Origin of the sequence: Pseudomonas sp. B3(2017) (assembly GCF_002113595.1) — a bacterium.
Lineage (GTDB): Bacteria > Pseudomonadota > Gammaproteobacteria > Pseudomonadales > Pseudomonadaceae > Aquipseudomonas > Aquipseudomonas ekonensis.
The window spans coordinates 1-24,018 of record NZ_NEIU01000015.1 but is presented as its reverse complement, the minus strand read 5'-3'; the positions used below and the strand labels follow the sequence as shown (position 1 = coordinate 24,018).

The following is a 24,018-nucleotide window of genomic DNA, read 5'->3' as shown; positions in this document are numbered from 1 at the left end:
ATGAACCGCAAACAGCAACTGCTCAAGCGTCACCGGCGCAACAAGCGCATCGGTCTGCTGGTCGCCTTGATCGTCCTGGCTGTGTTGGGCTTCGCGGTGGCGTGGTGGTTGCCGCCGCTGCTCGCGGTGCTCGGCTGGATCGCCCACGAGGCCTGGTTCGCCGATCACCTGTTCTATTCGCCGAAGGACGACTATCGCTACAGCTTCCCGCCGTTCACCCCGCAGCCCAAGGTGCACCTCAACGGTGGGCAACTGCGTCTGGATGACGGCGTGATGCTGGTGGACGACGCCACCCTGATCCTCGCCGTGAAGGTCAAGAGCACCTGGCTGGGGCGTTTTCTCGATCCGCGGGTCGAGTTGCTCGGCGGCGACGACCCGGATGCGCAGACCTTCGAGCGGGGCGTCAACGGCCTGCGCTACCTCAACCTGAGCGGCCAGGCCCAGGCGCTTTCCCAAGGCCGGCTGCGCCTGCGCGGACGTTTTTGCCGGGTGTCCGGCGAGCCGCTGCTGTGGGCGCTGGAGCAGCCGGACTACCGCCGTCAGCGGGTGATGGTGATTGCGCCGCACGCCGACGACGCCGAACTGGCGGCCTACGGGCTGTACAGCCAGGCCGACGAGGCGTGGATCGTGACGCTGACCGCCGGTGAGATCGAAGCCGATCACTACCGGCAGATGGGCCTGGACAAGGTCGAGGCGGCGCGGCTCAAGGGCCGTCTGCGTGCCTGGGACAGCCTGGCCGTGCCGCGTTGGGCCGGCGTGCCGCAGGCGCATTGTGTGCAGCTCGGCTACTTCTGCCTGCAACTGGCGGCGATGCAGGCCGCGCCGGATCGGCCGGTGGGCTCGCGGGAGGCCGACCTCAACGACACCCGGCTGTTCCGCCGCTTGAATCCGTTCACGCTGCCTGGCGATGCCGACGGCGCGCCGACCTGGAACAACCTGCTGGCGGACCTGCGCGAAGTGCTGCTGCGGGCGCGTCCCGACGTGATTGTGCTGCCGCACCCGACCCTCGATCCGCACCCCGACCACCTCTGCTCGCAGCAGGCGGTGATGCAGGTGCTGGAGGGCCTGGACTGGCAGCCGACGCTGCTCGGCTACGCCAACCATCTGCACGACAACGACCGCTGGCCGATGGGCGACAACGGCCAGGGCATCGCGCTGCCGCCTGCGTTCGACGCGACGGTGGCGATGCAGCCGCTGTGCCTGCCGCTGTCGCTCGCGCAGCAGCGCGACAAGGCCATGGCGCTGGGCATGATGCACGACCTGCAGCCGCCGGCCCCGTTCAAGCGGCGCCTGCGCCGTTGCCTCCAGCGGCTGCTGGCGGGCCGGAAGCCGTCGGTGTACGGCGAAAACGAATTCTTCAGAAAAGCGGTGCGGCGCCAGGAGTTGTTCTGGCAGGTCCGCCCAGGTGAGACAGGCGTCCAGCGGGGAGAGGTATGAGTCAACGTTCAAAGGTGCTGCAGCTGCAGCCGGACTACAACGTCAAGGCCCATGATTTTGCCGACCTCGCGGAGCAGATCGTCAAGGCCCTGCCCAAGGATCGCTATGAGGTGACCGCCGCGTTCCTGCGCGGCAAGCCTGGCCCGGGCGAGCCGGTGAGCCGCGCCGACCGTTCGGTGTACTTCGAGTTTTCCGACAAGTCCCTCAAGGGCATGCGCCTGCGGGCGATGTGGCAGTTGTACAAGTTCTGCCGCCGGGAAAAGTTCGACGTGGTGATCTGCAACCGCTTCAAGCCGGTGAACATGATGCTGGCCCTCAACCGCTGGCTGAAGGTGCCGCTGTGCATCGGCATCTCCCATGGCTTCGGTGAATACGACCGCTTCTACCGGCGACGCCAGACCCAGCGCCTGATCGACCGGCACTGGCGCTTCGTCGGCGTGTCGCCGGCGGTCAAGCAGTACCTGCTGGACTGCGCCTGCGGCTTCACCGACGCCAACACCTGGGCCATCACCAACGCCATCGACATCGAGCAGGCCGAAGGCCTGCAGCACAGCCGCGAGCGTGCCCGCGAGCTGCTGGGGATCGACCCGGACGTGCGTCTGGTCGGTGCCCTGGGGCGGCTGGTGTCGGTCAAGGGCCACACCTACCTGTTGCAGGCCTTTGCCGCGCTGAAAGACAAGTACCCGAACACGCAACTGGCGATCATCGGCGCCGGCCGCCTGCAGGCGCCGCTGGCCGAGGAGATCGCGCAACTGGGCCTGACCGGCCGCGCGCACCTGCTCGGTTTCAAGGAAAACGCCCTGCAGTACGTTCGCGCCTTCGACATCTGGACCATGCCGTCGCTGGCCGAAGGCCTGGGCCTGGCCCTGCTGGAAGGCATGAGCGGGCATCTGCCGGTGATCGCCTCGAACGTGCCGGCCATGCTGCCGCTGATCGAAGGCGCCGGCGGCCTGGCGGTCGCGCCCAAGGACGTGTCGGGCCTGACCGCGGCACTGGACGCCTACCTCGGCCTGTCGGACGAGGAACTCAAGGCCAAGGGCGCGCAAGCTTACCGCTATCTGCAGCAACAGCACGACATCGAGGTGTTCCGTCAGGAATACCTGAACCTGATCGACTCCGGCCTGGAACAGGCCCGCAAGGAACAGCCATGAGCGACGCGCAACCTCTCGTCACCGTCATCATCGCGTCGTACAACCACGGCCCGTACATCGAGGAAAGCATCCTCAGCGTCATCAACCAGACCTACCCGAACATCGAGCTGCTGGTGGTCGACGACGGCTCCAAGGACGACAGCGCCCAGCGCATCGGCGCCTTGCAGGCCCAGCATGGCTTCGACTTCCGCGTGCAGCAGAACCAGGGGCTGACCAACACGCTCAACGGCGCCATCGCCCGGGCCAAGGGCAGCCTGATCGTGCCGTTCGGTTCCGACGACATCATGTACCCGGACCGGATCGCCACCCAGGTCGCGTACATGGACGGCAAGCCGGAGGTGGGCATCTGCGCCGGCAACATCGAACTGATCGACGCCGACGGCAACCTGTACCCGGAAAAGCGCCAGCGCCGCGACGTGCCGTTCCGCCGCCTGGACTTCGATGACATGTTCCTGGAGCGCAAGCCGTATCCGCCGGCGCCGACCCTGATGATCCGCCGCGAAGCGCTGGAGAAGGTCGGCGGCTTCGACCCGACGATCCGGCTGGAGGACCTGCTGATCGAACTGAAGGTCACCCGCGCCGGCTACTTCATCGACGGCCTGAACGTGGTGATGGCGCGCTACCGCAAGCACGCCACCAACTCCTACAAGAACCACCGGTTCATGATCGACAACATCCTGCGCACCTACGCGTTGTTCAGCGACCATCCGCTGTACGACGAGGTGCGCTTCAAGTCGCTCAACTCGATGTTCCTCAAGACCGCCAACCGCGACCGCAAGCTGGCGCGGGAACTGCTGGCGCAGATCCCGTTCAAGGCCTGGAACAAGAAAACCTGGCGCGGCCTGGGCCGCTTGCTGTTTTCGCCGCTGGAAAAGGATTGAGCCCACCCCCGGGAAGGGCGCCCGGCTTCAGCGGGCGACCTTCTGGGCCAGGCGTTTCTGGCTTTCCTTGCGCTGGCGCAGCCGGTTCAGCAGCGTCTTGCCGAGGGCCATCCCCGGCCGCTCGATGTACAGGAAGGTCAGGCTGCTGATGAGGATCAGCAGGCAGGTGCACACCGCCAGCAGCGGCAGGTAGACCCACGCGTCCCGTGCATCGACCTGCAGCCACAGCGGCAGGCGCTGCACCATGGCCCAGAGCACGAAACCGTGCAGCAGGTAGGTGCTGTAGCTGATTTCGCCCATCCAGCGGATGCTGCGCGGCTTGAGTGCGCCGAACAGCGAATTGCCCGACGCCACGATCACGAAGAACAGCCCCAGCAGAAGCAGCGGCGGCGCCTTGAACGCCCGGTTGAACGCCGTGAAGGCGATCGCCAGGGCCAGCAGGGCGACGATGCCGGCCGTGCGTGTCCGGCTCCAGGCGACCAGCTGCGGCCGGCGGATCCAGTAGGCCGCCGCGATCCCGCCGAGGAAACTGGCCAGGAAATGCTTCTTCAGCGAGTGCTCCCAGCCCACCGCCTGATACAGCGCGTAGATGCTGATCAGGCACAGCAAGACCTGCCGCCAGCTGCCGCGGTAGATGAACACCATGCCGGCCAGCGGCAGCGCCAGGTAGAAGAACACTTCATAGGCCAGCGTCCAGGTCACGTTGGAGATCAGCATGCCGGTCTGCGGGTAGCGGTTGATGTCGGGCCGGTCGAACGTCAGCCAGGCCAGCACCTGCCGGGCCAGTTGGCTGCCCGGCTCCTTCAGTTCCCAGCCCTGCAGGTGGAACACCGTGACGAACACCAGCAGCATCAGGGGCAGGTACAGCGGATACAGCCGGAACACCCGCGAGATCCCGAACGCCAGCCAGTCGTGCCGGCGGCCGTGGGTCAGCAGCCGATCCCAGAACAGGAACCCGGTGATCATGAAGAACAGGGCGACGCTGCCCTGGCCGAGCATGGCGTAGAGGTTGTTCGGCGGAAAGTCGATCACCCCGGTGCGCAGGAATATCCAGGTGATGATCGAGTGGTGCACGAACACGCCGAACGCCAGGTAGCCGCGCAGCCCGTCGATGCTGGCGAAACGGCTCTCTCCGGCGTGCTGCAGGTGCCGGGTGATGGTCGGGACCGCCCGCAGCAGCAGGGCGGCGCTGGCGATGGCCAGCGCATAGGCGGCCAACGCGATGAGGGGATTGGTTTCGTTCATCAGTGAACCCGGGCCGGAGCGGTGCTGGCCAGCACTTGCCTGTGCAGGTTATCCACAGCGGATTGCGACGCGGTCATGGCATAGCCCTGAAGCAGCGCGTCGAGATGGTCTTCGAACAGCCAGCGCTTGTCGACGGTGTAGCGTTGCATGTGGCGCAGGTTGCGCTGACGCAGCGACAGGCCGAGCGCGGACGGGTAGATGCGCAGGTCGGCCAGGTCGATCAGGCCGAACTCGCCGTCCTCGAGCACCAGCACGTTGCCCAGGTGCAGCGAGCGGAAGTACACGCCCTGCTCATGCAGTTGCGCCATGAACCGGCCGAAGCGCTCCACCAGTGCCTGACGCACCGCCGGGGCGGTGATGCCCTGCAGCACCTGGCGCAGGGTGTGGCCCGGCAGCGGCGAGTAGTGCACGGCGCTGCTGCCGTCGTCCAGGCGATAGAGGCCGAGCACTTGCGGGGTCGGGATGCCCATCCGGCGCAACTGTTCGCTGTTGACGGCAAAGCGCTCCGAATAGGGGTTGAAGCTGCCGGAGGTGTACCAGCGGCGCGGGCGGAACAGCTTCAGGAAACTGCCGTCGCCAAGGCGCAGGACCTTCGGGCCCAGGCCGTCCTCTTCGATCACCTGGGCATCGCTGGCCATCTGCTGCAGTCCGGCCGCCGACAGCGGCTCCACCGGCAGCGCCAGCAGGCGCCGGGCCCGCTGGTTGATGGACAGGGCGGCGATCAGCGCCAGGGGAATCCACAGCAGGAACCAGTGTTCCTTCGGCCGGGAAATGATGCCGCCGCCTTCCGTCAGGCCGGCGCCGATGCCGAACACCAGCAGGGCCGAGGCGAGGATCAGCAGCGGCTGCACACGCTGGCGCCAGCTGCTGTACAGACCCCAGACCTGGAAGAACAGCCAGGGCAGCAGGCCCAGGATGCCGACGTAATAGAGCACGCCCAAGGTAAAGCTGTGGGGCTCGGCGAAGTCGTAGCCGACCCCCGGGTCGATGGCCAGGCTGGCGTTGTAGCCATGGCCGATCCACGGGTGTTCGGCGATCTTGTGCAGGGCCATCTGCCAGATCTCCAGGCGGTAGGAGTCGCCGCGCTCGATCAGCATCTGGCCGAACAGCCAGGACACCCCGAGGCCGCCGACGGCCATGGCGCCGAGCAGGAACAGCGAGCGCCGGTTCCAGCAGATGAAGCACAGCCACAGCGCCGCCAGCGTGAGGGCCACCAGCGGAGTCCTGGAGCCGGTCGCGATCACGGCCATGAACATCACCGCCATGGCCGGCACGCTGAGCCACAGGAACTGCCGGCGCTTGGCGATCATGGTCATGCCCAGCCAGTAGGCGCTGAAGAAGCCGAACAGGTGCGAGCTCAGCAGCGGGTTGTCGAACGCCCCGCCGCCGACCAGGCGCATGCCGGGTTCGTAGGCGCGGGCGAACAGGAACAGGAACACGGCCGTGGCCGCCAGCGCGATCAGCGCGGCGGTGAACAGCAGCGGCTGCAGCAGCTCGCTGCGGTAGCGCACGAGCAGGTAACAGCCGGCAAACAGCAGCACGGTGTGCAGCGGCGGCTTGAACATGCCGCCGACCGGTTCATCGGCGGGGCCCCAGCACAGGCTGAGCAGCGCCCATCCGACGAACAGCAGGAGGGCGACGATCAGCGGCTCGCGCAGCAGTTCCCGGGCTTCCCTGGGGCGCAGGCAGAGGGCGATCAGCGTCGGAATGCTGAACAGGCCGTAGAACAGCTTGTGGTGCAGGCTGCGTCCCGGCAGGAAAAACAGCGCGCACAGGAGCAGGAGATAGCCGAGGGGAAGAATCCACAGGCAAATGAAATCGAAGACCCGGTTAGAGGTGCTGTTGAAGCCGCGAAGTTGCATGCTGTGAGTTTAAATCCTGAAAAGGTACGGCCATTCGGATGATGGCTATTTGGCGCTGAACGAGACGCCTAACAATACCAGCCTTTCGCCGATTGCCAGAGACCTGAAGAAGCTGTGCTAAAGTCAGCGTCCTTTTTATCGACTTCTGCGTGATATGACCGACTCCAGTCCCGCCGCAAGCCCATCGAGCTTGAAAATCTACTTCCGCCTGCTCGGTTACGTCAGGCCGTACATCAGTCTGTTCCTGATCAGCATCGTCGGTTTCCTGATCTTCGCCTCGACCCAGCCGATGCTCGGCTACATCCTCAAGTACTTCGTCGACGGCCTGTCCAACCCCGAGGCGGCGCTGTTCCCCTCCGTGCCTTACCTGCGCGACCTGCAGCTGCTGCAGGCCGTGCCGCTGCTGATCATCCTGATCGCCGCGTGGCAGGGGCTGGGCTCCTATCTGGGCAACTACTTCCTGGCCAAGGTCTCCCTGGGCCTGGTGCATGACCTGCGGGTGCAGCTGTTCAACAACCTGCTGATCCTGCCCAACCGCTATTTCGACAAGCATAACTCCGGCCACCTGATTTCGCGCATCACCTTCAACGTGACGATGGTCACGGGGGCGGCAACAGATGCGATCAAGGTCGTAATCCGTGAGGGCATGACCGTCGTCTTCCTGTTCGCCTCGCTGCTGTTCATGAACTGGAGGCTGACGCTGGTGATGGTCGCGATCCTGCCGCTCATCGCCTTGATGGTGCGCACCGCGAGCAAGAAATTCCGCAAGCAGAGCAAGAAGATCCAGCTGGCCATGGGCGACGTGACCCATGTCGCCTCGGAAACCATCCAGGGCTACCGCGTGGTGCGCAGCTTCGGCGGCGAAGCCTATGAAGAGAAGCGCTTCTTCGACGCCAGCCAAGGCAACACCGACAAGCAACTGCGCATGACCCGCACCGGCGCGATCTACACGCCGCTGCTGCAACTGGTCATCTACACCGCCATGGCGATCCTGATGTTCCTGGTGCTGTTCCTGCGCGGCGACGCCTCGGCCGGCGACATGGTGGCCTACATCACCCTGGCCGGCCTGCTGCCCAAGCCGATCCGTCAGCTGTCCGAAGTCAGCTCGACCATCCAGAAGGGCGTGGCGGGCGCCGAAAGCATCTTCGAACAGCTGGACGTCGAGCCGGAAATCGACACCGGCACGGTCACGCGCGATTCGGTCAGCGGCCGTCTCGATGTGCGCAACCTGAGCTTCACCTACCCGGGCACCGAACGTCAGGTGCTCGACGACATCAGCTTCTCGGCGGAGCCGGGGCAGATGGTGGCGCTGGTGGGGCGTTCGGGCAGCGGCAAGTCGACGCTGGCCAACCTGATTCCGCGCTTCTACCACCACGACAAGGGCGAAATCCTGATCGACGGCGTGGAAGTGGAGCAATACAAGCTGCTGAACCTGCGCCGGCACATCGCCCAGGTGACCCAGCACGTGACCCTGTTCAGCGACACCGTGGCCAACAACATCGCCTACGGCGACCTGGCCGGCGCGCCGCGCGAGGACATCGAGAAGGCGGCCCGCGACGCCTACGCCATGGACTTCATCGCGCAGCTGCCCCAGGGCCTGGACACCCAGGTCGGCGAAAACGGCGTGCTGCTCTCCGGCGGCCAGCGCCAGCGCCTGGCGATCGCCCGCGCCTTGCTCAAGAACGCGCCGTTGCTGATTCTCGACGAGGCCACCTCGGCGCTCGACACCGAATCCGAGCGGCACATCCAGGCAGCGCTGGATCAAGTGATGAAGGGCCGCACCACACTGGTGATCGCCCACCGCCTGTCGACCATCGAGAAGGCCGACCTGATCCTGGTGATGGATCAGGGCCGGATCGTCGAGCGCGGCACCCACCAGTCGCTGCTGGCGCAGAACGGCTACTACGCCCGCCTCAACGCCATGGGCCTGGACGCCCCGGCCGAAGACATCGCCTGACCCCTTGCGGTGGCGAGGGAGCAGTTCCCCTCGCCACCGGTCCGGTTTGTATCCGCTCCTTTACGCTTCTTGACCAAACCGGAATAAATCCCGGCACCGCGCTTGTTAAGGTTCCTGAACGAACCCAGAACCTGAACCGAAGGGCCATCCCCTTCACGCGGATCCCGTCATGCTGCAACGTTATCTCTGGAAACTGCTGCCCAAACCCCAGCGCGCCTTCCTGCTGGGGCGCCTGCCGGTGGTCGACCGGCAAGTGGTGAACAAGTCGATGTCGGCCCAACGGGCCTTTCCCAAGGCGTTCGAGCAGCGTGCCTGCCTGTTCATCCATGTGCCCAAATGCGCCGGCAGCAGCATCTGCACGGCGCTGTTCGAAGGCTGGCGCCCCGGCCACCTGCCGCTGTACTGGTACGAAGAGCAGTTCCCCGAGCGCTACGCGGCGGCGTACAAGTTCGCCTTTGTGCGCGATCCGCTTGAGCGCGCCTACTCGGCCTATGTCTTTCTGCGGGGCAATGAGCTGGGCAGCCGTGACCAAGGGGCCCAGCGGCTGGTCAGGCGCTACCGCGATTTCGATGACTTCGTCGCCCGCTGGCTGCACGCCGAAACGATCCCGCGGCAATTGCACTTCGCCGCGCAAACCGACTTTCTCGTCGATTCGCTGGGGCACCTGGCGCTGGACTTCATCGGCTACCAGGAACATCTGGAGCGGGATTTCCACCTGGTCTGCGAACATTTGGGGATCGAAGGGCGGTTGCCTCACGTCAACGGCTCCCGCCAGCGTCAGCCGATGCCGGCGCGGGAGTTCTGCTCGGTGCGCACCCGTCGGCTGGTGCGGCGGGTGTACCAGCGCGACTACGACCTGCTCGGCTATGAGTGAACGGTGACGTGCGCCGGCCTGCCTACGGCGGCGTAGGTGCTCAAAAAACGAGCAAAAAAGTCAGCTGTTTCATCCTGTTGCAGCCGCTGCACAAGCCTTCGCCCACCCTGTGCTAATATCGCGCCCCTGTTCATTTTGTATGTGGGTTGCTCCATGAAGTTGTCCATGCCGCGATTCGATCAAGCCCCTGTCTTGGTGGTCGGCGATGTCATGCTCGACCGTTACTGGCATGGCGGAACCTCACGGATTTCCCCTGAGGCGCCGGTTCCGGTCGTCAAGGTCGAGCAAATCGAAGACCGTCCGGGCGGCGCCGCCAACGTTGCCCTCAACATCGCCGCGCTGGGTGCGCCGGCTTCGCTGGTCGGCGTGACCGGCGACGACGAGGCCGCCGACAGCCTGAGCAACAGCCTCAAGGGCGCGGGCGTGCGGGCCCTGTTCCAGCGCATCGCGCACCAGCCGACCATCGTCAAGCTGCGGGTCATGAGCCGGCACCAGCAATTGCTGCGCATCGATTTCGAAGAACCGTTCGCCACCGATGCCCTGGCCTTGGGCGCACAGGTCGACGACCTGCTCGAAGGCATCAAGGTGCTGGTGCTGTCCGACTACGGCAAGGGTGCGCTGAAGAACCACCAGGCGCTGATCCAGGCCGCCCGCGCCAAGGGCATCCCGGTGCTGGCGGATCCGAAGGGCAAGGACTTTTCGATCTACCGCGGCGCCAGCCTGATCACCCCGAACCTCAGCGAGTTCGAGACCATCGTCGGCAAGTGCGCCGACGAGCACGAACTGGTGAGCAAGGGCGCGGCGCTGATGCACGACCTTGAGCTGGGCGCGCTGCTGGTCACCCGCGGCGAACACGGCATGACCCTGCTGCGCCCGGAGCATCCGGCGCTGCACCTGCCGGCCCGCGCCCGCGAAGTGTTCGACGTGACCGGCGCCGGCGACACGGTGATCTCCACCTTGGCGGCGGCGATCGCCGCCGGCGAGGACCTGCCCCATGCGGTGGCGCTGGCCAACCTGGCCGCCGGCATCGTGGTGGGCAAGCTCGGTACGGCGGCGATCAGCGCCCCGGAACTGCGCCGCGCGATCCAGCGCGAAGAAGGCTCCGAGCGCGGCGTGCTGGGGCTGGAGCAACTGCTGCTGGCGGTGGCCGATGCCCGCGCGCACAACGAGCGGATCGTGTTCACCAACGGTTGCTTCGACATCCTCCACGCCGGCCACGTGACCTACCTCGAGCAAGCTCGGGCCCAGGGCGACCGTCTGATCGTGGCGATCAACGACGACGCGTCGGTCAGCCGCCTGAAAGGGCCGGGCCGTCCGATCAACAGCGTCGACCGGCGCATGGCCGTGCTGGCCGGCCTCGGTGCGGTGGATTGGGTGATCAGCTTCCCTGAAGGCACCCCGGAAAACCTGCTGCGCGAGGTCAAGCCGGACGTGCTGGTCAAGGGCGGCGACTACGGGATCGACCAAGTGGTCGGCGCCGACATCGTCAAGGCCTACGGCGGCACGGTGAAGGTGCTGGGGCTGGTGGAAAACAGCTCCACCACGGCGATCGTGGAAAAGATCCGCAAGTCCGAGTGAAGCCCTGAAAAAGACCGCGCCGGTGATGCGCTCGCAAGAGCCATCGCCGGCGCGGTCTTTGGCTTTCAGGAACCCACGTTCTTGCTCGGCACGATTCGCTTGAGCAGTTGCGTCGCCTTGCCCCGCAACCGGGCCAGCCCCGTGTCCTTGGCGGGCGCGGTCAGCCCTTGCTGGCGCAGCCAGTCCTTCCAGCGGATCCGCTCATCGCGCACCAGCCAGCCGTCCTGCCGGGCGAAGCTTTCGGCCAGGTACAGGCCCCGGGTGCCGGCCGGGTGCAGCTGGCCTTTCTTGAGTGTGTACAGCTCGGCCAGCGGCTCGCCGTCCTGCAGCGGCATCAGGTAAAGGTCCGGACGCTTGCGGTCCAGCCGCGCCACCAACTGGTCGCCTTCCAGCCGCTCGTCCACATGGAACAGGCTCAGGTTCTTGGCTTCCTTGGGCACGTCCAGGCGCAGGTCGTAGATCAGCTGCAACGAGGCGGTCGGCAGGTGCACGTAGGCCCGCGGGCGTTCCATCAGTTGCAGGCTGGCGCAGCGCACCGGCCGCGCCGAGCCGGACTCCGGCGTCAGGCGAAACGGCAGGGCTTCGCGGTAATGCAGTGCCGAGGCGTAAGGCGCCGGCAGCCAGGTGTCGTTGAAGCGCCCGCCGAGCCAGCCTTCGGGCGTCTCCAGCAGGCATTCCTCGGCGATTTCCTGGATGGCCGTGTGCAAGGGCAGGTTCAGCTCATGGGCCGGCACATAGCCTGAGATCAGCTTCAGCACCACATCGCCGCGGTCCTGCCGGCGCTGGCGCACCAGTACCCAGTAGTCGCGGCTCTGCCAACGCAGGGTCAGGCGCACCGAAACCCCGAGGTTGGCCAGCTCCAGCGCAAAGCGCTCGGCGTCCGGCACCGTGACCGGCCGCCGCCGCTGCAGGGTCTGGGCGAAGTTCAGCGGCCTGCCGACGCTCTGGTAGGTCAGGCCTTCCGGGGTGGCTTCGACGAACAGCGGCAGGGTCTTGAAATTGCTCGGGTTCTTTCTGATGAGCGTGCGCGGCATGTCGGCTCCTGCTTAAGGCCGCGGGGCGGCGTCAGAGACCACGAAGGACCTGTGCAACGGTCGCGACGTTGTGGGCGAGGTGCAGCGGGTTGATCGTCCCGACGATGGCGCTGGCCACGCCGGGCTGCCCGAACAGCAGCTCAAAACTGGCGCGCACCGGATCCACGCCGGGATCGAGGCAAATGTGACCGCTGGCCAGGGCCTTCTTCACCAGAATGGCCTTGCCGTGGGCAGCAGCATAGTCAATGACGGCCCTTTCGCTCTGTTCGTTCAGATTGTAGGTGACCATCGCGCAGTCGCCTTGCTCCAGCGCCTTCACGCCGCCTTCGACGGTCTTGCCGGACATGCCGAAGCCGCGGATCTTGCCTTCGGCCTTGAGCGCCGCAAGGGTTGCGTACACTTCGCAGCCTTCGAGGATGGCCATGTCGTTGCCGTCCGAATGCACCAGCACCAGGTCGATGAAGTCGGTCTCCAGCCGCTGCAGGCTGCGTTCCACCGACATCCGCGTGTGGGCGGCGCTGAAGTCGTGGCGCGACTGGCCGTCGGCGAACTCTTCGCCGACCTTGCTGACGATCACCCAGTCATGGCGCTGGCCGCGCAGCAGCGGGCCGAGGCGCTCTTCGCTGCGGCCGTAGGCCGGTGCGGTGTCGATCAGGTTGATGCCCAGGTCCCGGGTGAGCTTGAGCAGCATGCGGGCTTCGTCGTCGTCGGGGATGCGGAAGCCGTTGGGGTATTTCACGCCCTGGTCGCGGCCAAGCTTGACCGTGCCCAGGCCCAGCGGCGAAACGCTCAGGCCGGTGCTGCCCAGGGGGCGGTGGAGATCGTGCAGGGTCGCTTGGCTCATGGCAGCAATTGCTCCCAGGCCGGCACACCCAGGGGCGGCTTGGGCAGGGCCGGCAGGGCGGTGGGGGCGCCCGGCTTGATGCCGTCGCGCTCCAGGGCGGCAAGCACCCGGTCGGCGAAGTCCGGCGCCAGGGCCAGTTTGGTCGGCCAGCCCACCAGCAGGCGGTCCTGTTCGGCGAGGAAGGCGTTGTCGGGGCGGGTCAGGCCGGTCTGCAGCGGCTCGGCGCGGTCCACCCGCAAGGTCGCCCATCGCGCGCTGCCGAGGTCGATCCACGGCAGCAGTTGGCCGAGCTCTTTCTGTGCGGTGGCGATCTGCTCGGCCGGCTCGCGGGCCACGCCGTCGGCTTCGGCGATGTCGCCGCCCAGGTACCAGACCCACTGGCCGTCGGCCGCCGGGTGGGTGGTCACGGTGATGCGCGGCTTGGTGCCGCCGCCCAGGCAGTGGGCGTACAGCGGCTTCAGGCCAGGGCCCTTGACCATGATCATGTGCAGCGGGCGGGTCTGCATGGCCGGCTGGCTCAGGCCCAGCGCCGCCAGCAGGTCGGCGGTGCCGGCGCCGGCGCTGAGGACGATGCGTTGGGCGCGGATCTCGCGTTCGTCCACCTTGAGGCCCACCAGCGCGCCGTTCTCCAGCAGCGGCTCGATCTTCTGGCCGGACAGCAGACCGTCGCCCGCCAGTTCCGCCAGGCGTGCGATCAGGCTCGGCACGTCGATCACCAGTTCGGCCAGGCGGTAGACCTTGCCCTTGAAGCGCTTGTCCTGCAGGGCCGGCGGCAGTTGCTCGCCCTTGACCTGATCGACCCGCCCGCGCACGGCCTTGCTGGCGAAGAAACTGGTGAGGTTGCCCGCCAGGGTGCCCGGCGACCACAGGTAATGGGCCTCGGACAGCAGGCGCACGCCGGCAAGGTCCAGCTCGCCGTCCCCGGCCAGCGCTTCGCGCCAGCGGCGCGGCATGTCGGCGATGGCCTCCGAGGCGCCGGTCAGGGCGCCGTGCAGCGCGTACTTGGCGCCGCCGTGGATGATGCCCTGGGACTTCACGCTCTGCCCGCCGCCGAGGCTGGCGCTTTCCACCAGCACGGTCGAAAAGCCCTGGCGGCGCAGGCGCGCGTTGAGCCAGAGACCGGCGACACCGGCGCCGACAATCAGCACGTCGGTGGAAATTGTGGATGGCATGCGACGACCTCAGTGTTCAAGACGAGGGCGCAGTATACAGACTCGGGGAAAAGGGGATTTGCTGCTGATCATCCGTCTGCAAGCCCAGACAGATTCCCGTGGCGAGCGCGCTTGCTCGCCACGGGTTCGCCGTCAGTGGCCGGCGGTCTTGGAGAACAGCTGGATCACGACGACGCCCAGCACGATCAGCGCCATGCCCAGCATCGCCGGGATATCCAGCTTCTGCCCGTAGATGAACAGCGCCGCCACGCTGACCATCACGATGCCCATGCCGGCCCACACCGCGTAGGCGACGCCCACCGGCACGCTGCGCACCACCAGGGTCAGCATCCAGAAGGCGATGCCGTAGCCGACGATGACCAGCAGCAGCGGCAGGGGCGTGCTGAATCCCTTGACCGCTTTCATCGAGACGGTGGCGATCACTTCGGCGCAGATGGCAATGGCCAGGTAGGCGTAGGCGGTCATGGTTCGATCCTCATGTGAAACGTTGCTTTTCGAGTCCGCATTTTAGGGATTGCCCGGATGCGGTAAAGTCATTACCTATCTGTTTTGAAGATGGGTTGCGCAATGAACATGCAATGGAACCTGGATCAGTTGCGGGTCTTCGTGGACGTCGCCGAGCAGCGCTCGTTTTCCGCCGTGGCGCGCCGGCAGCGCAAGGCGCAGTCGGCGATCAGCAGCGCGGTCGCCCAGTTGGAGGATGACCTGGGCGTCAGCCTGTTCGAGCGCAGCAGCGGGCGCCAGCCGAGCCTCACCGAGGCCGGCGAGGCGCTGCTGGAGGACGCCCGGGAAGTGTTGCGCCAGTGCGAGCGCCTCAACGGCCGGGCGATCGCGATGATGCGCGGTGAGGAAGCGCAACTGCGGGTGGCCCAGGACGAGGCGATGCCCTATCAGGCCCTGGTGGAAAGTTTCGGCGCGCTGGCCGAGCAGTTCCCCAGCCTGGAAGTGCAGCTGACCAGCGCCGCCCAGGGCGAAGTGGCGCGCAAGCTGGTGGAGCGCCGTGCCGATCTGGGGCTGCTGTTCTATCACGATGAAATCCCCGAAGCGCTGGAGCGCCGGGTGCTGGGCAGCGTGGACATGGTCACGGTGTGCGGCGTCAACCATCCGCTGGCGGCGCAGCCGTACGTTGATGCCCGGCAACTGGCGCAGCACCGGCAGTTGCTGATGTCGACCCAGACCAGCGTCTACCCCGGCAATGAGCCCGCCAGCCCGCAGGTGTGGCGGGCCGACAGCTTCTACGTGATGGCCGAATGGCTGGTGCGGGATCTGGGCTGGGCCTGGCTGCCGCGCCATGTGGTGCAGTATTCGGCGTACCAGGGCCTGATGGTCGAACTCGACAGCGAATGGACGCCGCCGGCGCTGGTGGTGGAGCTGGTCTGGCGCCGCGACGAACCGCTGGGGCCGGCGGCCCGTTGGCTGGCCGAACGATTTGCCGTGCACTTGCGGGCGATCGGCGACAAAAGCCGATAGACTGCGCCGCCATGAATAGAACTCTTTACTCCGCGCTGTTTTACCTGGGGCTGCCGCTGGTGGCGATTCGGCTGTGGCTGCGTTCGCGCAAGGCGCCGGCCTACGCCAAACGGATCGGCGAGCGTTTCTCCTACGGGATGCCGGCGCTGCGGCACGGCGGGATCTGGGTACACGCGGTGTCGGTGGGCGAAAGCATCGCCGCCGCGCCGATGATCCGCGCCTTGCTGCAGCGTTATCCGCAGCTGCCGATCACCGTGACCTGCATGACCCCGACCGGTTCGGAGCGGATCCGCGCCCTGTTCGCCGACGAGCCGCGCATCCAGCACTGCTACTTGCCCTACGACTTGCCTTGCGCGGCGGCGCGTTTCCTGGACCGTGCGCAGCCCAAGCTTGCGGTGATCATGGAAACCGAACTGTGGCCCAACCACATCCACCAGTGCGCCAAGCGCGGGATACCGGTGGCGCTGGCCAACGGGCGGCTGTCCGAGCGTTCGGCCAAGGGTTATGCGCGGTTCGGCAAGCTCACCGGGCCGATGCTGGCCGAGATGAGCCTGTTCGCCGTGCAGACCGAGGCCGAGGCCCAGCGTTTCCGCGACCTGGGCGCACGACCGGAGACGGTCGAGGTCACCGGCTCGATCAAGTTCGACCTGACCGTCGACCCGCAATTGCTGCAGCGCGCCGCCGAACTGCGCGGGCAGTGGCAGGCGTTGGAGCGTCCGGTGTGGATCGCCGCCAGCACCCACGTCGGCGAGGACGAAGTGGTGCTCGACGCCCACCGTCGCCTGCTGGCCAACCATCCCGATGCGCTGCTGATCCTGGTGCCGCGTCATCCGGAACGTTTCAACGCCGTGTTCGAGCTGTGCCAAGGGCAAGGCTTCGCCACGGTGCGCCGCTCCACGGGCGCGAATGTCGAGGCCGGCACGTCGGTGCTGCTCGGCGACACCATGGGCGAACTGCTGTTCCTGTACGCCCTGGCCGACAGCGCCTTCGTCGGCGGCAGCCTGGTGCCCAACGGCGGGCACAACCTGCTGGAGCCGGCGGCGCTGGCCAAGCCTGTGATCAGCGGCCCGCACCTGTTCAACTTCCTCGACATCGCCGCGCAGCTGCGCAGCGCCGGGGCATTGGCCGAGGTGGACGATGCCGAAGGATTGGCGGTTGAAGTGCAGCGCCTGTTCGAGCTGCCCCGGGATGCGCAGCGCATGGCCGAGGCGGGGCTGGACGTGATGCGCCGCAATCAGGGGGCGTTGCAGCGGTTGCTGGAAGGGTTGGGCCGGCTGATGAAATAGTTCGCCGCTCCACTCACAACCCACAAGAAACCGACAGTCATGTCGGTTTTTTTGTGGGCGTTGTCCGGACAGGTTTACCGACTTGGGAGGCGTCCTTCTTTGTTTAAAGACCTGTCCTACATTCGGCCCTTTTCTGCTTTGTTAGTGTGCCCGCCAGTTTTCGCGAGCACAGACCACGGACGGTTTGGACATCGCGCTTCTTCTCCTCATTGCTTAAGGATAAGCGTATGTTCCGGTCGGTCAGTGCCGCGCCTTTCGCGTTGCAGATTCCCGCTGTTCGTCATGACTTCAAGGTGCTGGCTTTCAGCGGCACCGAAACCATCAGCACGCTTTACGGCATCCACGTTGAACTGGTCAGCGAGCATCCCGATTTCGATCTGGGTGGGCTGCTCGGCCAACCGGCGTTTTTGCAGTTCGGCCATAACGGCGAAGGCCTTCACGGGCACATCGACGAGGTGATGGCTGGCGAGTCGGGCAAACGCCTGACCCGCTATCACCTGACGCTGGTGCCGGCCCTCTATTACCTGCAGTTCAGCCACGATCAGCGGATTTTTCAACAGCGCACCGTGCCGCAGATCATCGCGCACGTGCTCAAGGGGCATGGCATTCAAGGCGATGCCTTTCGCTTTCATGTCGCGACGAATCCACCGCGTGAGTACTGCACCCAGTACGGGGAATCGGACTTCGAATTCATCCAGCGTCTGTGCGCCGAGGAGGGCATCGCCTGGCATCACCAGCATTCGGCGGATGGCCATTTGTTGGTGTTTACCGATGATCAGGTGTTCCTGCCCAAGCTTGGCTCCACGCCGTACCAGCAGGATTCGGGCATGGTCGCCGAGCACTCGGTGGTCAGCCGCTTCAGCCTGCGTAACCGCACACGAACCAGCACCGTCACCCGCCGCGACTACGACTTCAAGCGCCCCAGCCTGTTGCTCGAAAGCCGTTTCACCGCCGAGTTCACCCCAGTGCTGGAGGACTATCGCTATCCGCTGTTGATCGAGAATGAACGGCGCGGCAAGCAACTGGCGCGTCAGGCCCTTGAGCGCCATCGCAGCGACTATGAACTGGGCGAGGGGCAAAGCGATCAGGCCCATCTGCGTTGCGGCCACCTCTTCGAACTCACCGGGCATCCGCGTCCGCACTGCAATGACCTGTGGTTGCTGGTGAGCGTCAGCCATGCCGGGAAGCAGCCGCAAGTGCTTGAGGAGTCGGTCACCGGTGACACTCAAGACACTGACGGCTTCACCCAGGGCTATCGCAACACGTTCAGTGTGATCCCTGCCGAGGTGGTGTTTCGTCCTGCTCTGCCACCGCGACGCCGACCGCTGGTCGCGCAAACGGCGCGGGTGACCGGCCCCTCCGGCGAAGAGATCTACTGCGACGAATACGGGCGGGTGAAGTGCGAATTCCCGTGGGATCGCGCCGAACTCAACAGCGAACGCAGCAGTTGCTGGCTGCGGGTCTCGTCGAATTGGGCCGGTGAAGCCTTCGGTTCGGTGACGGTTCCGCGCATCGGCATGGAAGTGTTGGTGACCTTTCTGGAGGGTGACCCGGATCGGCCTTTGATCACCGGTTGCGTGGCCAACAAGGTCAACTCGGTGCCCTATGCCTTGCCGGATAACAAAAGCAAAACCGTGCTGCGCAGTCACAGCACACCGCACACCGGCGGCTACAACGAACTGATGATCGAAGACCGCGCCGGCCAGGAAAAAATCTACCTGCGCGCCGAGCGCGACTTCGAGCAACTGATCCTCAACGACAGCCGCAGCCAGATCCGCCGCGACCGTTTCGAGCAGGTCGACCAGCACAGCGTCAGCCTGATCAAGGCTGATGAACGGCACACCACCGACGGCACGCGCAACACGGTCATCGGCACCGATGACCTGCTCAGCATCAGCGGCAACAGCAGCACCACGGCCAGCGGCACGCTGGTGATTCAGGCCGGCCCGCATGCACGGGTGACCGCCAGCCAGGTGGTGATCGATGCCGGCGCTAGCTTGACGCTGACGGCAGGCGGTCATCACATCGTGATCAATTCGGGCGGGATCTTCAGCAGTGTCGCCATCGTCGAGGGCGGTGCGCCGGTGGCAGGCGTGGTTGCGCAGACAGCGTTGGCGGCGGTGCCCGAGGAACAGCACGCGCAGGTCTTGTTGTCCGTGACCGCACAACAGGTCGCGCTGGCCCAGGCCGCCGAGCAGGCCTCTTCAGTGTGCGCCGTGTGCGAAAAACTGGCGCAGGTGGGCGCATGAACCGGGCTTATCTGTTACTGGATCGAATCCAGATCGCCAACCTTGCCGATCGCCTGTTCGAGCTGACGGGCCGCGCGGCGGTTCATTCGCTTTATCAGCACACCGCTTACAGCGACCTGGACGGTGTCGGGCCGTTGTTGACGGAAGTTCTGCCTGACAGCCCGCTGGAACGGGTGTTCTGGCAGGCGTGGAGCGCGACAGCGGGTATCTGGCTGGAGTCGGAGGCCGACGAACTTCAGGTGCTGGAGCATCTGCGTGGTTTGGTCCACGCACGGGTCGAAGGAGGCGCGACGGTTTTTTTCCGCTTCTACGATCCGCGCGTCACAGCCTCCTGGCTGGCGGATTTGCCCTTTCTTGAGCGGGATCGCCTGATGGGGCCGATTCGACTGATCCGTTTGCCGGGCCTGGAGATCCGTCAGCAAGCCGCGCAACCGGCAATCCCCTATGCGCAGCAGCCTTGGCTGGGGCTGGCAGCCGAGCAGCTCGATCACCTCGACACCGCGAGGCGCGAGTCTTTCGACCGGCAACTGATCGAGCACGTTCGGCGCCACTTTCCCGGATCGCTCAAGTCCCTGGACGTCTGCGCGCTGCGGCAATGGGCATCGGACTGTCAGTCGAGCGCCGCGCGCAGCGGTTTCAGCGCCGTCGATGAAGTACTGATCTGGTCTCGATTGCCGGCCGTGCTGGGCAGGGATTTCCCCGATGGTTCGGAGCATGGCGTTTATCGGCAGCTACTGACCGAACCCGGCGTCACACCCCATCAGCGTCTGGACAACCTCAACCATGCATTGACGCAACAGTTACTGACTGAAAAGGACCTCGCCCGATGAGCGCCGAAAAACTGGCCATGGTTGACCAGGCTGCTCAGGCCTACCGCGCGGCCAGAGCCCAGCCCCATGTGGACATCAACAGCCCGGTGATGCCGTGCCCGGCGAGCCAGGCCGAGCTGTTCGTCGTGCCGGTGCGTTATGCGCTGGCGCACGAGCAGGCCGAAAACGCCTGCGTCATGCCCGGCGTCACCCCCGCAAGCCGCCCGATGGCGGCCCGTCGCCTGCGGGCGGGTTTCGTGTACCTCTGGCAGCATCAGGGGCCGCTCAGGCGTTTTGCCGTCTCGTCGCAGGGGCTGTTGCAGGAGCAGGCGCTGGATGCTGCCCCCGGCCCGGTGGCCGACGCGCCGTCGGCCGGCCTGCGATTGGCGAAAGTCCACGACGCCTGGATGCTGTACAGCGAATTTCCGTTGAACGCCGAACACTGCCGGGCGCTGGGCGACAGCGACGCCAAGCGCCGCCAGCACATGCGCCAGATCGCCTTGCGCACCGTGGCCGACGAACTGCAGGCGCCGCATTGCCCGCCGCTGGACAAGGGCGAGGCGGTCATGGCCGAACTCATCCACGGCACCTACGCCCGCTCGATGAAGGCCGACCGCAAGGACAACGCCGAGGACACCGACGCCCTCGGCGCGACGCTGCTGAAGGATCCGACCCGGGCCAACATCAAGGCCTACACCGATGCCATGCACCGCGCCCGTGAGCGCGAGCGTGTCATCGCGCAACACCCCGGCGCCAGCGACCAGCCGCCGGGCGAGTGGAGCGCCGAACCATGGGACGGGCAGGGCACCCGCGACTGGCTGGACAATGCCAAGACCCAAGCCGAGGGGCTGTACGCGGTGTTCGCCTGCCTGGACGACGACCTGGGCGTCTTGCGCGACATCAACCACGAACAGGAGCGATTGGAAGCCGATCACGAACAGTGGCTGGGCGAGAACAGCCTGCGCCTGAGCATCGGCGGCTTCGTGCGCAGCCTGATCACCGAGGATGGCGCCGAACTGGCCGGCGACCTCAGTTACCGCTACAAGGACCGCGACATCCGGCTCACGTCCGAACAGGGGCAGGTCATCCTCGACAGCCAGCATCGGCTGGACGAGGAACTGAAGTCCGAGACCCGCGCCCGTCAGTACGGCGGGCAGCCGGGCCCGGCAGAAACGGCGGCCCGCGATGCCCGGATCGCCGAGATCCTGGCCCCTGTGCGCGGCTTCATCCCGGCCGACCTGCACCACGAGATCCAGGCCGTTGTCCGCGAGTACCGGGCGCAGAAAAGCGCCAACCGCGACAACCATGCCTTCAGCGCCAAGGTCGGCGACTGCATCGACCTCGATGCGATGGACACCTGGTTCAGCGACACCGCCGCCGCGCATTTCCGGCAGCTGGAGCAGCGCCACACGGTGCTGTTCGCCGACCGTGGCGTGTACCTCAAACGCTCGGCCAGCGGCACCTGGTTCGTAGACTACGACGACCTGCCGACGCGCCGCTGGCTGAGCGAACTGGCCGCCGGCTGCCTGAGCGCCCAATGCATCCGCGCCCAGGGGGCCGAGCAGTACGCCGACCATGTGCGCTCGGCCGACGGCGGCGCCCTGCGGCAACTGTTCAACGCCTGGACGCCGTCGCTGGAAGCCGTCGTCAACAACGCCTCGCGCCTGAGCGAACTGCTGGCGGCGCTGTCCGCCGACAACCTCAGCGCCACCCATCAGGCACTGGCGCCGCTGGGCAGCGACATCCTCGACGACATCGCCGGCATGGCCCGGGACACCGCCAGCCAATGGAACGTGCTGGTCAACCGGCTGGGCGCCGCGCTGCTGTTGCTCAAGGGCGACAGCAGTTTCAGTGCGTCGTGGATGAGCCTCTTCATCGCCGCAAGACTGGGCGGCGAAAGCCGCTTGCAGCGCGTGAACGAGGGCGCGCGGCAGGTGTGGAAGCTGCTGGGTCAACGGGCCGAAGCCCTGGATGAATGGGTGCGCAAGACCGGCAAGGCGATCGGGGCCGGGCGGGGAGAGCGGATCCTGAACTCGCCAGCGGTGGTCAACAGCGGCGGCGTGGTGCCGCTGGCGGCGTTGCTGGTGAACGTGGTGAATGTGCAGAACCACTTGCGCGAGGCTGCGGTGCTGGAGGGGATGGGAAGCCGGCGGGTGAAACGGTTTCGGCGAGCCTGTATGGGGCGGCGGCGTTGGTGGCGGTGGTGGATAGTCAGGTTAGGGTGGGGCTGGGGAGGGATCGGTTTTACTTCTTTGGTTCTGCTGCGCCAGCGCTTACGTTGTTTGGTGGGGTGATTGGCCTTATATCTGGCGGTGCCGCATCGGCCGAATTCAAGTCTCTTCAGGAGCAAATTGAAAAAGCCCAGAACGCCGTCGATCCATGGTTGGAGATGCGTCAGATCGTGGTCGGTGGGCAAGCAGCCGCCTTCGGTGCCCAAGCGATTCTGGGATTCAGTTACACCGCTCGCGCGCTCGCCGGTTCCATAACCGTGGACGTCGCCATCCTGCGCTACACGCTGTACATGGGCCCGGTGAACTGGGTCATCGCCGCACTGGGCGTGCTGTACCTGACGGCCTGGATCTTCGAGAAAACGCCGCTGCAGCATTTCCTGAACACCTGCTGCTGGTCCAAGGCACGGGCTGGCGACCTGGCGCCCATCGCGCCGAAAGCCCAGCAGGACGAGCTCGACCGCCTGTACCTGATCCTCTACACCCCCCGGGTCAGCATGAAGAGCAGCGCAAGGCCGGCCCGTGACGACAGCTTTGCCGGCCTGAAACACGTCAGCGCCGTTGACGCGCTGACCATCGACCTGCCGGGTGCCGAACCCGGCAGTGCCTACCTGGAGCTGAGCATGATCGGCGATCCCATCGACACCCAGGGCTACAGGCACCTGATCAAGAACAGCCCGGCCAACGGCTACAAGGCGCCACGGCCCTGGCGAGACCTGGCGCCGCACTGGCTGTCCGGCAGCCGGTGCGGGTGGATACCGGTCAAGGAAGGCCAGGGGCTGCGCCTCAGCGGGCCGTTCAAGGAACTGCCGAACGTGCTCGGTTCCCCGCCGAGCACGGTGTCGTTTCGCTTGCGTTACCGCACGCCCCTCACCGGGATGCTCGGTGCCCGCACGTTCATCGGCGGGGAGCGAGGGCTGGCGTTTACCCTGAACAACGACACCGGCGTCGTCGCGCTGCGGGGCGACCCGACCCCCGAGCTGGATCGCGTGCCGAACTACCCGCTCGGCGACGGTCACCCCGGCGCCATTTACCTGCAACCCAAGGACAAACGATGAGCACGCCAACGGCAGGCACCACGAAGAAAGGGCTGTTTTCGCGCAATGACTATCTGGCGCCGTTGCCGATCCCTACGGGGAAGAAGCCCTGTGACGTGCTCAATACCATCTGGCGCAAGAGCGATGTCTTTATTGACATCGGCAACTACAGCATTGGCTCGGCGGTGATGGTGATGTGGCCGGGAGTAATGGTGGTTCTTGCCATGTCATTCTTTACTCGGAATTTCGACCCTGAGTTCAGTCGCGATGTTTTGATCTTCGGCGCTTGCGTCATGGCCCTCCCGATTTTTTGGTTGATCCAGGGCCTCCTCCGCGAAGTCCCCTTGCCCGTCCGCTTCAACCGCCAGCGCCGCGAAGTCTGCGTGCCCCGCGACAACGGCGAATACTGGATCGTCCCCTGGGAGACCGTGACCGCCGCCGCCACCCAGCATTCATCGGTCAGTCAGGGCGGCAGGGCCACGATGGGCCTGTTGGTCATCGGCTTCGAAAACCCCGACCCGACCGCCAGCGAGGACAACAGGCATTTTTCGCTGGGCTTCCCTTGCGGCGGCGGCACCACGGCGATGGCGTTGTGGGAATGCATGCGCAGTTACATGGAGGTCGGGCCGCAAGCAGTGCCGGATGCCGCGGCACTCGGGGCGGGCGTGAACCTGCGTTACTACATCGATTACATGAAGGAAAAAGCCGAGGAGCGTGGCTGGGTTTTGACACTGCTGTGGGAAGGCGTCGTCGGCGTCTTTATCTTCAACGCTCCTCTCGCCACATATCTGCAAAGGAAGAAGCTTTATCCACCCCCCGACCTGCCCCACCCCGACATCCTCGAATGGTCAAAACCCAGCCACGCTCCTCGGCTTTTTCTTTCATGTAATCGATGTAGTAACGC

At 65.8% G+C, this 24,018-nt stretch carries 19 protein-coding genes; 13 read left to right on the top strand and 6 right to left on the bottom strand.

Annotation, left to right across the window (positions count from 1 at the left end):
- The 3 genes from CAG33_RS20620 to CAG33_RS20610 are packed head-to-tail and all read left to right on the top strand — an operon-like array spanning position 1 to position 3,469.
- On the top strand, positions 1 to 1,437 hold the full coding sequence (locus CAG33_RS20620) for a PIG-L deacetylase family protein (RefSeq protein WP_085640360.1): 1,437 nt from the start codon (positions 1 to 3) through the stop codon (positions 1,435 to 1,437).
- On the top strand, positions 1,434 to 2,588 hold the full coding sequence (locus CAG33_RS20615) for a glycosyltransferase (protein WP_085640358.1): 1,155 nt from the start codon (positions 1,434 to 1,436) through the stop codon (positions 2,586 to 2,588). Before CAG33_RS20620 ends, CAG33_RS20615 begins: the two co-directional genes overlap by 4 nt.
- Complete coding sequence (locus tag CAG33_RS20610) at positions 2,585 to 3,469, top strand: glycosyltransferase (RefSeq protein WP_085585289.1); 885 nt, start codon at positions 2,585 to 2,587, stop codon at positions 3,467 to 3,469. The genes CAG33_RS20615 and CAG33_RS20610 overlap by 4 nt, the downstream gene beginning before the upstream one ends.
- Before the next feature lie 27 nt (positions 3,470 to 3,496).
- Here the strand turns inward: CAG33_RS20610 and CAG33_RS20605 are convergent, their stop codons facing one another.
- Both CAG33_RS20605 and CAG33_RS20600 read right to left on the bottom strand, forming a co-directional pair.
- On the bottom strand, positions 3,497 to 4,714 hold the full coding sequence (locus CAG33_RS20605; RefSeq protein WP_085640356.1) for an acyltransferase: 1,218 nt from the start codon (positions 4,712 to 4,714) through the stop codon (positions 3,497 to 3,499).
- Positions 4,714 to 6,576, bottom strand: coding sequence for a bifunctional O-antigen ligase/aminoglycoside phosphotransferase family protein (locus CAG33_RS20600; protein WP_085640354.1), 1,863 nt, complete (start codon positions 6,574 to 6,576; stop codon positions 4,714 to 4,716). Before CAG33_RS20600 ends, CAG33_RS20605 begins: the two co-directional genes overlap by 1 nt.
- Positions 6,577 to 6,730: 154 nt before the next feature.
- Here CAG33_RS20600 and msbA point away from each other — a divergent pair, with 154 nt between their 5' ends.
- The 3 genes from msbA to hldE all read left to right on the top strand — a co-directional run bounded on the left by msbA (position 6,731) and on the right by hldE (position 10,985).
- Positions 6,731 to 8,533 carry a lipid A export permease/ATP-binding protein MsbA gene (msbA, locus tag CAG33_RS20595; RefSeq protein WP_085585283.1) on the top strand — a complete coding sequence of 601 codons (1,803 nt, stop codon included), beginning with the start codon at positions 6,731 to 6,733 and terminating at the stop codon, positions 8,531 to 8,533.
- Between the two features lie 169 nt (positions 8,534 to 8,702).
- Positions 8,703 to 9,407: a sulfotransferase family 2 domain-containing protein gene (locus tag CAG33_RS20590; protein WP_085640352.1), complete on the top strand. Its 705-nt coding sequence runs from the start codon at positions 8,703 to 8,705 to the stop codon at positions 9,405 to 9,407.
- A gap of 153 nt (positions 9,408 to 9,560) precedes the next feature.
- Positions 9,561 to 10,985: a bifunctional D-glycero-beta-D-manno-heptose-7-phosphate kinase/D-glycero-beta-D-manno-heptose 1-phosphate adenylyltransferase HldE gene (gene hldE, locus CAG33_RS20585; RefSeq protein WP_085585279.1), complete on the top strand. Its 1,425-nt coding sequence runs from the start codon at positions 9,561 to 9,563 to the stop codon at positions 10,983 to 10,985.
- Between the two features lie 65 nt (positions 10,986 to 11,050).
- On the opposite strand, the gene CAG33_RS20580 is transcribed toward hldE, so the two are convergent.
- The 4 genes from CAG33_RS20580 to CAG33_RS20565 form a co-directional block, all read right to left on the bottom strand.
- A complete protein-coding gene (locus tag CAG33_RS20580; RefSeq protein ID WP_085585277.1) occupies positions 11,051 to 12,019 on the bottom strand; it encodes a metal ABC transporter ATPase in 969 nt (322 codons plus the stop codon).
- Positions 12,020 to 12,050: 31 nt separating this feature from the next.
- Complete coding sequence (locus CAG33_RS20575; protein WP_085585275.1) at positions 12,051 to 12,863, bottom strand: aldo/keto reductase; 813 nt, start codon at positions 12,861 to 12,863, stop codon at positions 12,051 to 12,053.
- Positions 12,860 to 14,035 carry an FAD-binding oxidoreductase gene (locus tag CAG33_RS20570; protein WP_085640350.1) on the bottom strand — a complete coding sequence of 392 codons (1,176 nt, stop codon included), beginning with the start codon at positions 14,033 to 14,035 and terminating at the stop codon, positions 12,860 to 12,862. The genes CAG33_RS20575 and CAG33_RS20570 overlap by 4 nt, the downstream gene beginning before the upstream one ends.
- Before the next feature lie 132 nt (positions 14,036 to 14,167).
- Positions 14,168 to 14,500: a multidrug efflux SMR transporter gene (locus CAG33_RS20565; protein WP_085585270.1), complete on the bottom strand. Its 333-nt coding sequence runs from the start codon at positions 14,498 to 14,500 to the stop codon at positions 14,168 to 14,170.
- 102 nt (positions 14,501 to 14,602) lie between these two features.
- Between CAG33_RS20565 and CAG33_RS20560 the strand changes: the two genes are divergently transcribed.
- The 7 genes from CAG33_RS20560 to CAG33_RS20535 all read left to right on the top strand — a co-directional run.
- Positions 14,603 to 15,505 carry a LysR family transcriptional regulator gene (locus CAG33_RS20560; RefSeq protein ID WP_085585268.1) on the top strand — a complete coding sequence of 301 codons (903 nt, stop codon included), beginning with the start codon at positions 14,603 to 14,605 and terminating at the stop codon, positions 15,503 to 15,505.
- An 11-nt stretch (positions 15,506 to 15,516) separates the two neighbouring features.
- Entirely contained in the window at positions 15,517 to 16,791 is a 1,275-nt protein-coding gene (waaA, locus tag CAG33_RS20555) for a lipid IV(A) 3-deoxy-D-manno-octulosonic acid transferase (protein WP_085640348.1), read from the top strand.
- 227 nt (positions 16,792 to 17,018) lie between these two features.
- The gene (gene tssI / locus CAG33_RS20550; protein ID WP_085640346.1) at positions 17,019 to 19,040 is read left to right on the top strand and encodes a type VI secretion system tip protein TssI/VgrG; all 2,022 of its coding nucleotides are present in this window, start codon (positions 17,019 to 17,021) and stop codon (positions 19,038 to 19,040) included.
- The gene (locus CAG33_RS20545) at positions 19,037 to 19,870 is read left to right on the top strand and encodes a DUF4123 domain-containing protein (protein WP_085640344.1); all 834 of its coding nucleotides are present in this window, start codon (positions 19,037 to 19,039) and stop codon (positions 19,868 to 19,870) included. The genes tssI and CAG33_RS20545 overlap by 4 nt, the downstream gene beginning before the upstream one ends.
- Complete coding sequence (locus CAG33_RS20540) at positions 19,867 to 22,143, top strand: toxin VasX (RefSeq protein ID WP_256576748.1); 2,277 nt, start codon at positions 19,867 to 19,869, stop codon at positions 22,141 to 22,143. The genes CAG33_RS20545 and CAG33_RS20540 overlap by 4 nt, the downstream gene beginning before the upstream one ends.
- Before the next feature lie 194 nt (positions 22,144 to 22,337).
- Complete coding sequence (locus CAG33_RS28580; protein WP_256576747.1) at positions 22,338 to 23,135, top strand: hypothetical protein; 798 nt, start codon at positions 22,338 to 22,340, stop codon at positions 23,133 to 23,135.
- On the top strand, positions 23,132 to 24,018 hold an 887-nt coding region (locus CAG33_RS20535; protein ID WP_139835919.1), incomplete at its 3' end, for a hypothetical protein. The genes CAG33_RS28580 and CAG33_RS20535, both read left to right, overlap by 4 nt.

Bases quoted from the DNA above. Each gene is read 5' to 3' on its own strand.
- CAG33_RS20565 (WP_085585270.1), bottom strand. From the start codon at position 14,500: ATGACCGCCTACGCCTACCTGGCCATTGCCATCTGCGCCGAAGTGATC.
- waaA (WP_085640348.1), top strand. From the start codon at position 15,517: ATGAATAGAACTCTTTACTCCGCGCTGTTTTACCTGGGGCTGCCGCTG.
- CAG33_RS20600 (WP_085640354.1), bottom strand. From the start codon at position 6,576: ATGCAACTTCGCGGCTTCAACAGCACCTCTAACCGGGTCTTCGATTTC.
- CAG33_RS20605 (WP_085640356.1), bottom strand. From the start codon at position 4,714: ATGAACGAAACCAATCCCCTCATCGCGTTGGCCGCCTATGCGCTGGCC.
- CAG33_RS20570 (WP_085640350.1), bottom strand. From the start codon at position 14,035: ATGCCATCCACAATTTCCACCGACGTGCTGATTGTCGGCGCCGGTGTC.
- CAG33_RS20620 (WP_085640360.1), top strand. From the start codon at position 1: ATGAACCGCAAACAGCAACTGCTCAAGCGTCACCGGCGCAACAAGCGC.
- CAG33_RS20560 (WP_085585268.1), top strand. From the start codon at position 14,603: ATGAACATGCAATGGAACCTGGATCAGTTGCGGGTCTTCGTGGACGTC.
- CAG33_RS20545 (WP_085640344.1), top strand. From the start codon at position 19,037: ATGAACCGGGCTTATCTGTTACTGGATCGAATCCAGATCGCCAACCTT.
- tssI (WP_085640346.1), top strand. From the start codon at position 17,019: ATGTTCCGGTCGGTCAGTGCCGCGCCTTTCGCGTTGCAGATTCCCGCT.
- CAG33_RS20540 (WP_256576748.1), top strand. From the start codon at position 19,867: ATGAGCGCCGAAAAACTGGCCATGGTTGACCAGGCTGCTCAGGCCTAC.
- CAG33_RS20575 (WP_085585275.1), bottom strand. From the start codon at position 12,863: ATGAGCCAAGCGACCCTGCACGATCTCCACCGCCCCCTGGGCAGCACC.
- hldE (WP_085585279.1), top strand. From the start codon at position 9,561: ATGAAGTTGTCCATGCCGCGATTCGATCAAGCCCCTGTCTTGGTGGTC.
- CAG33_RS20610 (WP_085585289.1), top strand. From the start codon at position 2,585: ATGAGCGACGCGCAACCTCTCGTCACCGTCATCATCGCGTCGTACAAC.
- CAG33_RS20580 (WP_085585277.1), bottom strand. From the start codon at position 12,019: ATGCCGCGCACGCTCATCAGAAAGAACCCGAGCAATTTCAAGACCCTG.
- msbA (WP_085585283.1), top strand. From the start codon at position 6,731: ATGACCGACTCCAGTCCCGCCGCAAGCCCATCGAGCTTGAAAATCTAC.
- CAG33_RS20590 (WP_085640352.1), top strand. From the start codon at position 8,703: ATGCTGCAACGTTATCTCTGGAAACTGCTGCCCAAACCCCAGCGCGCC.
- CAG33_RS20615 (WP_085640358.1), top strand. From the start codon at position 1,434: ATGAGTCAACGTTCAAAGGTGCTGCAGCTGCAGCCGGACTACAACGTC.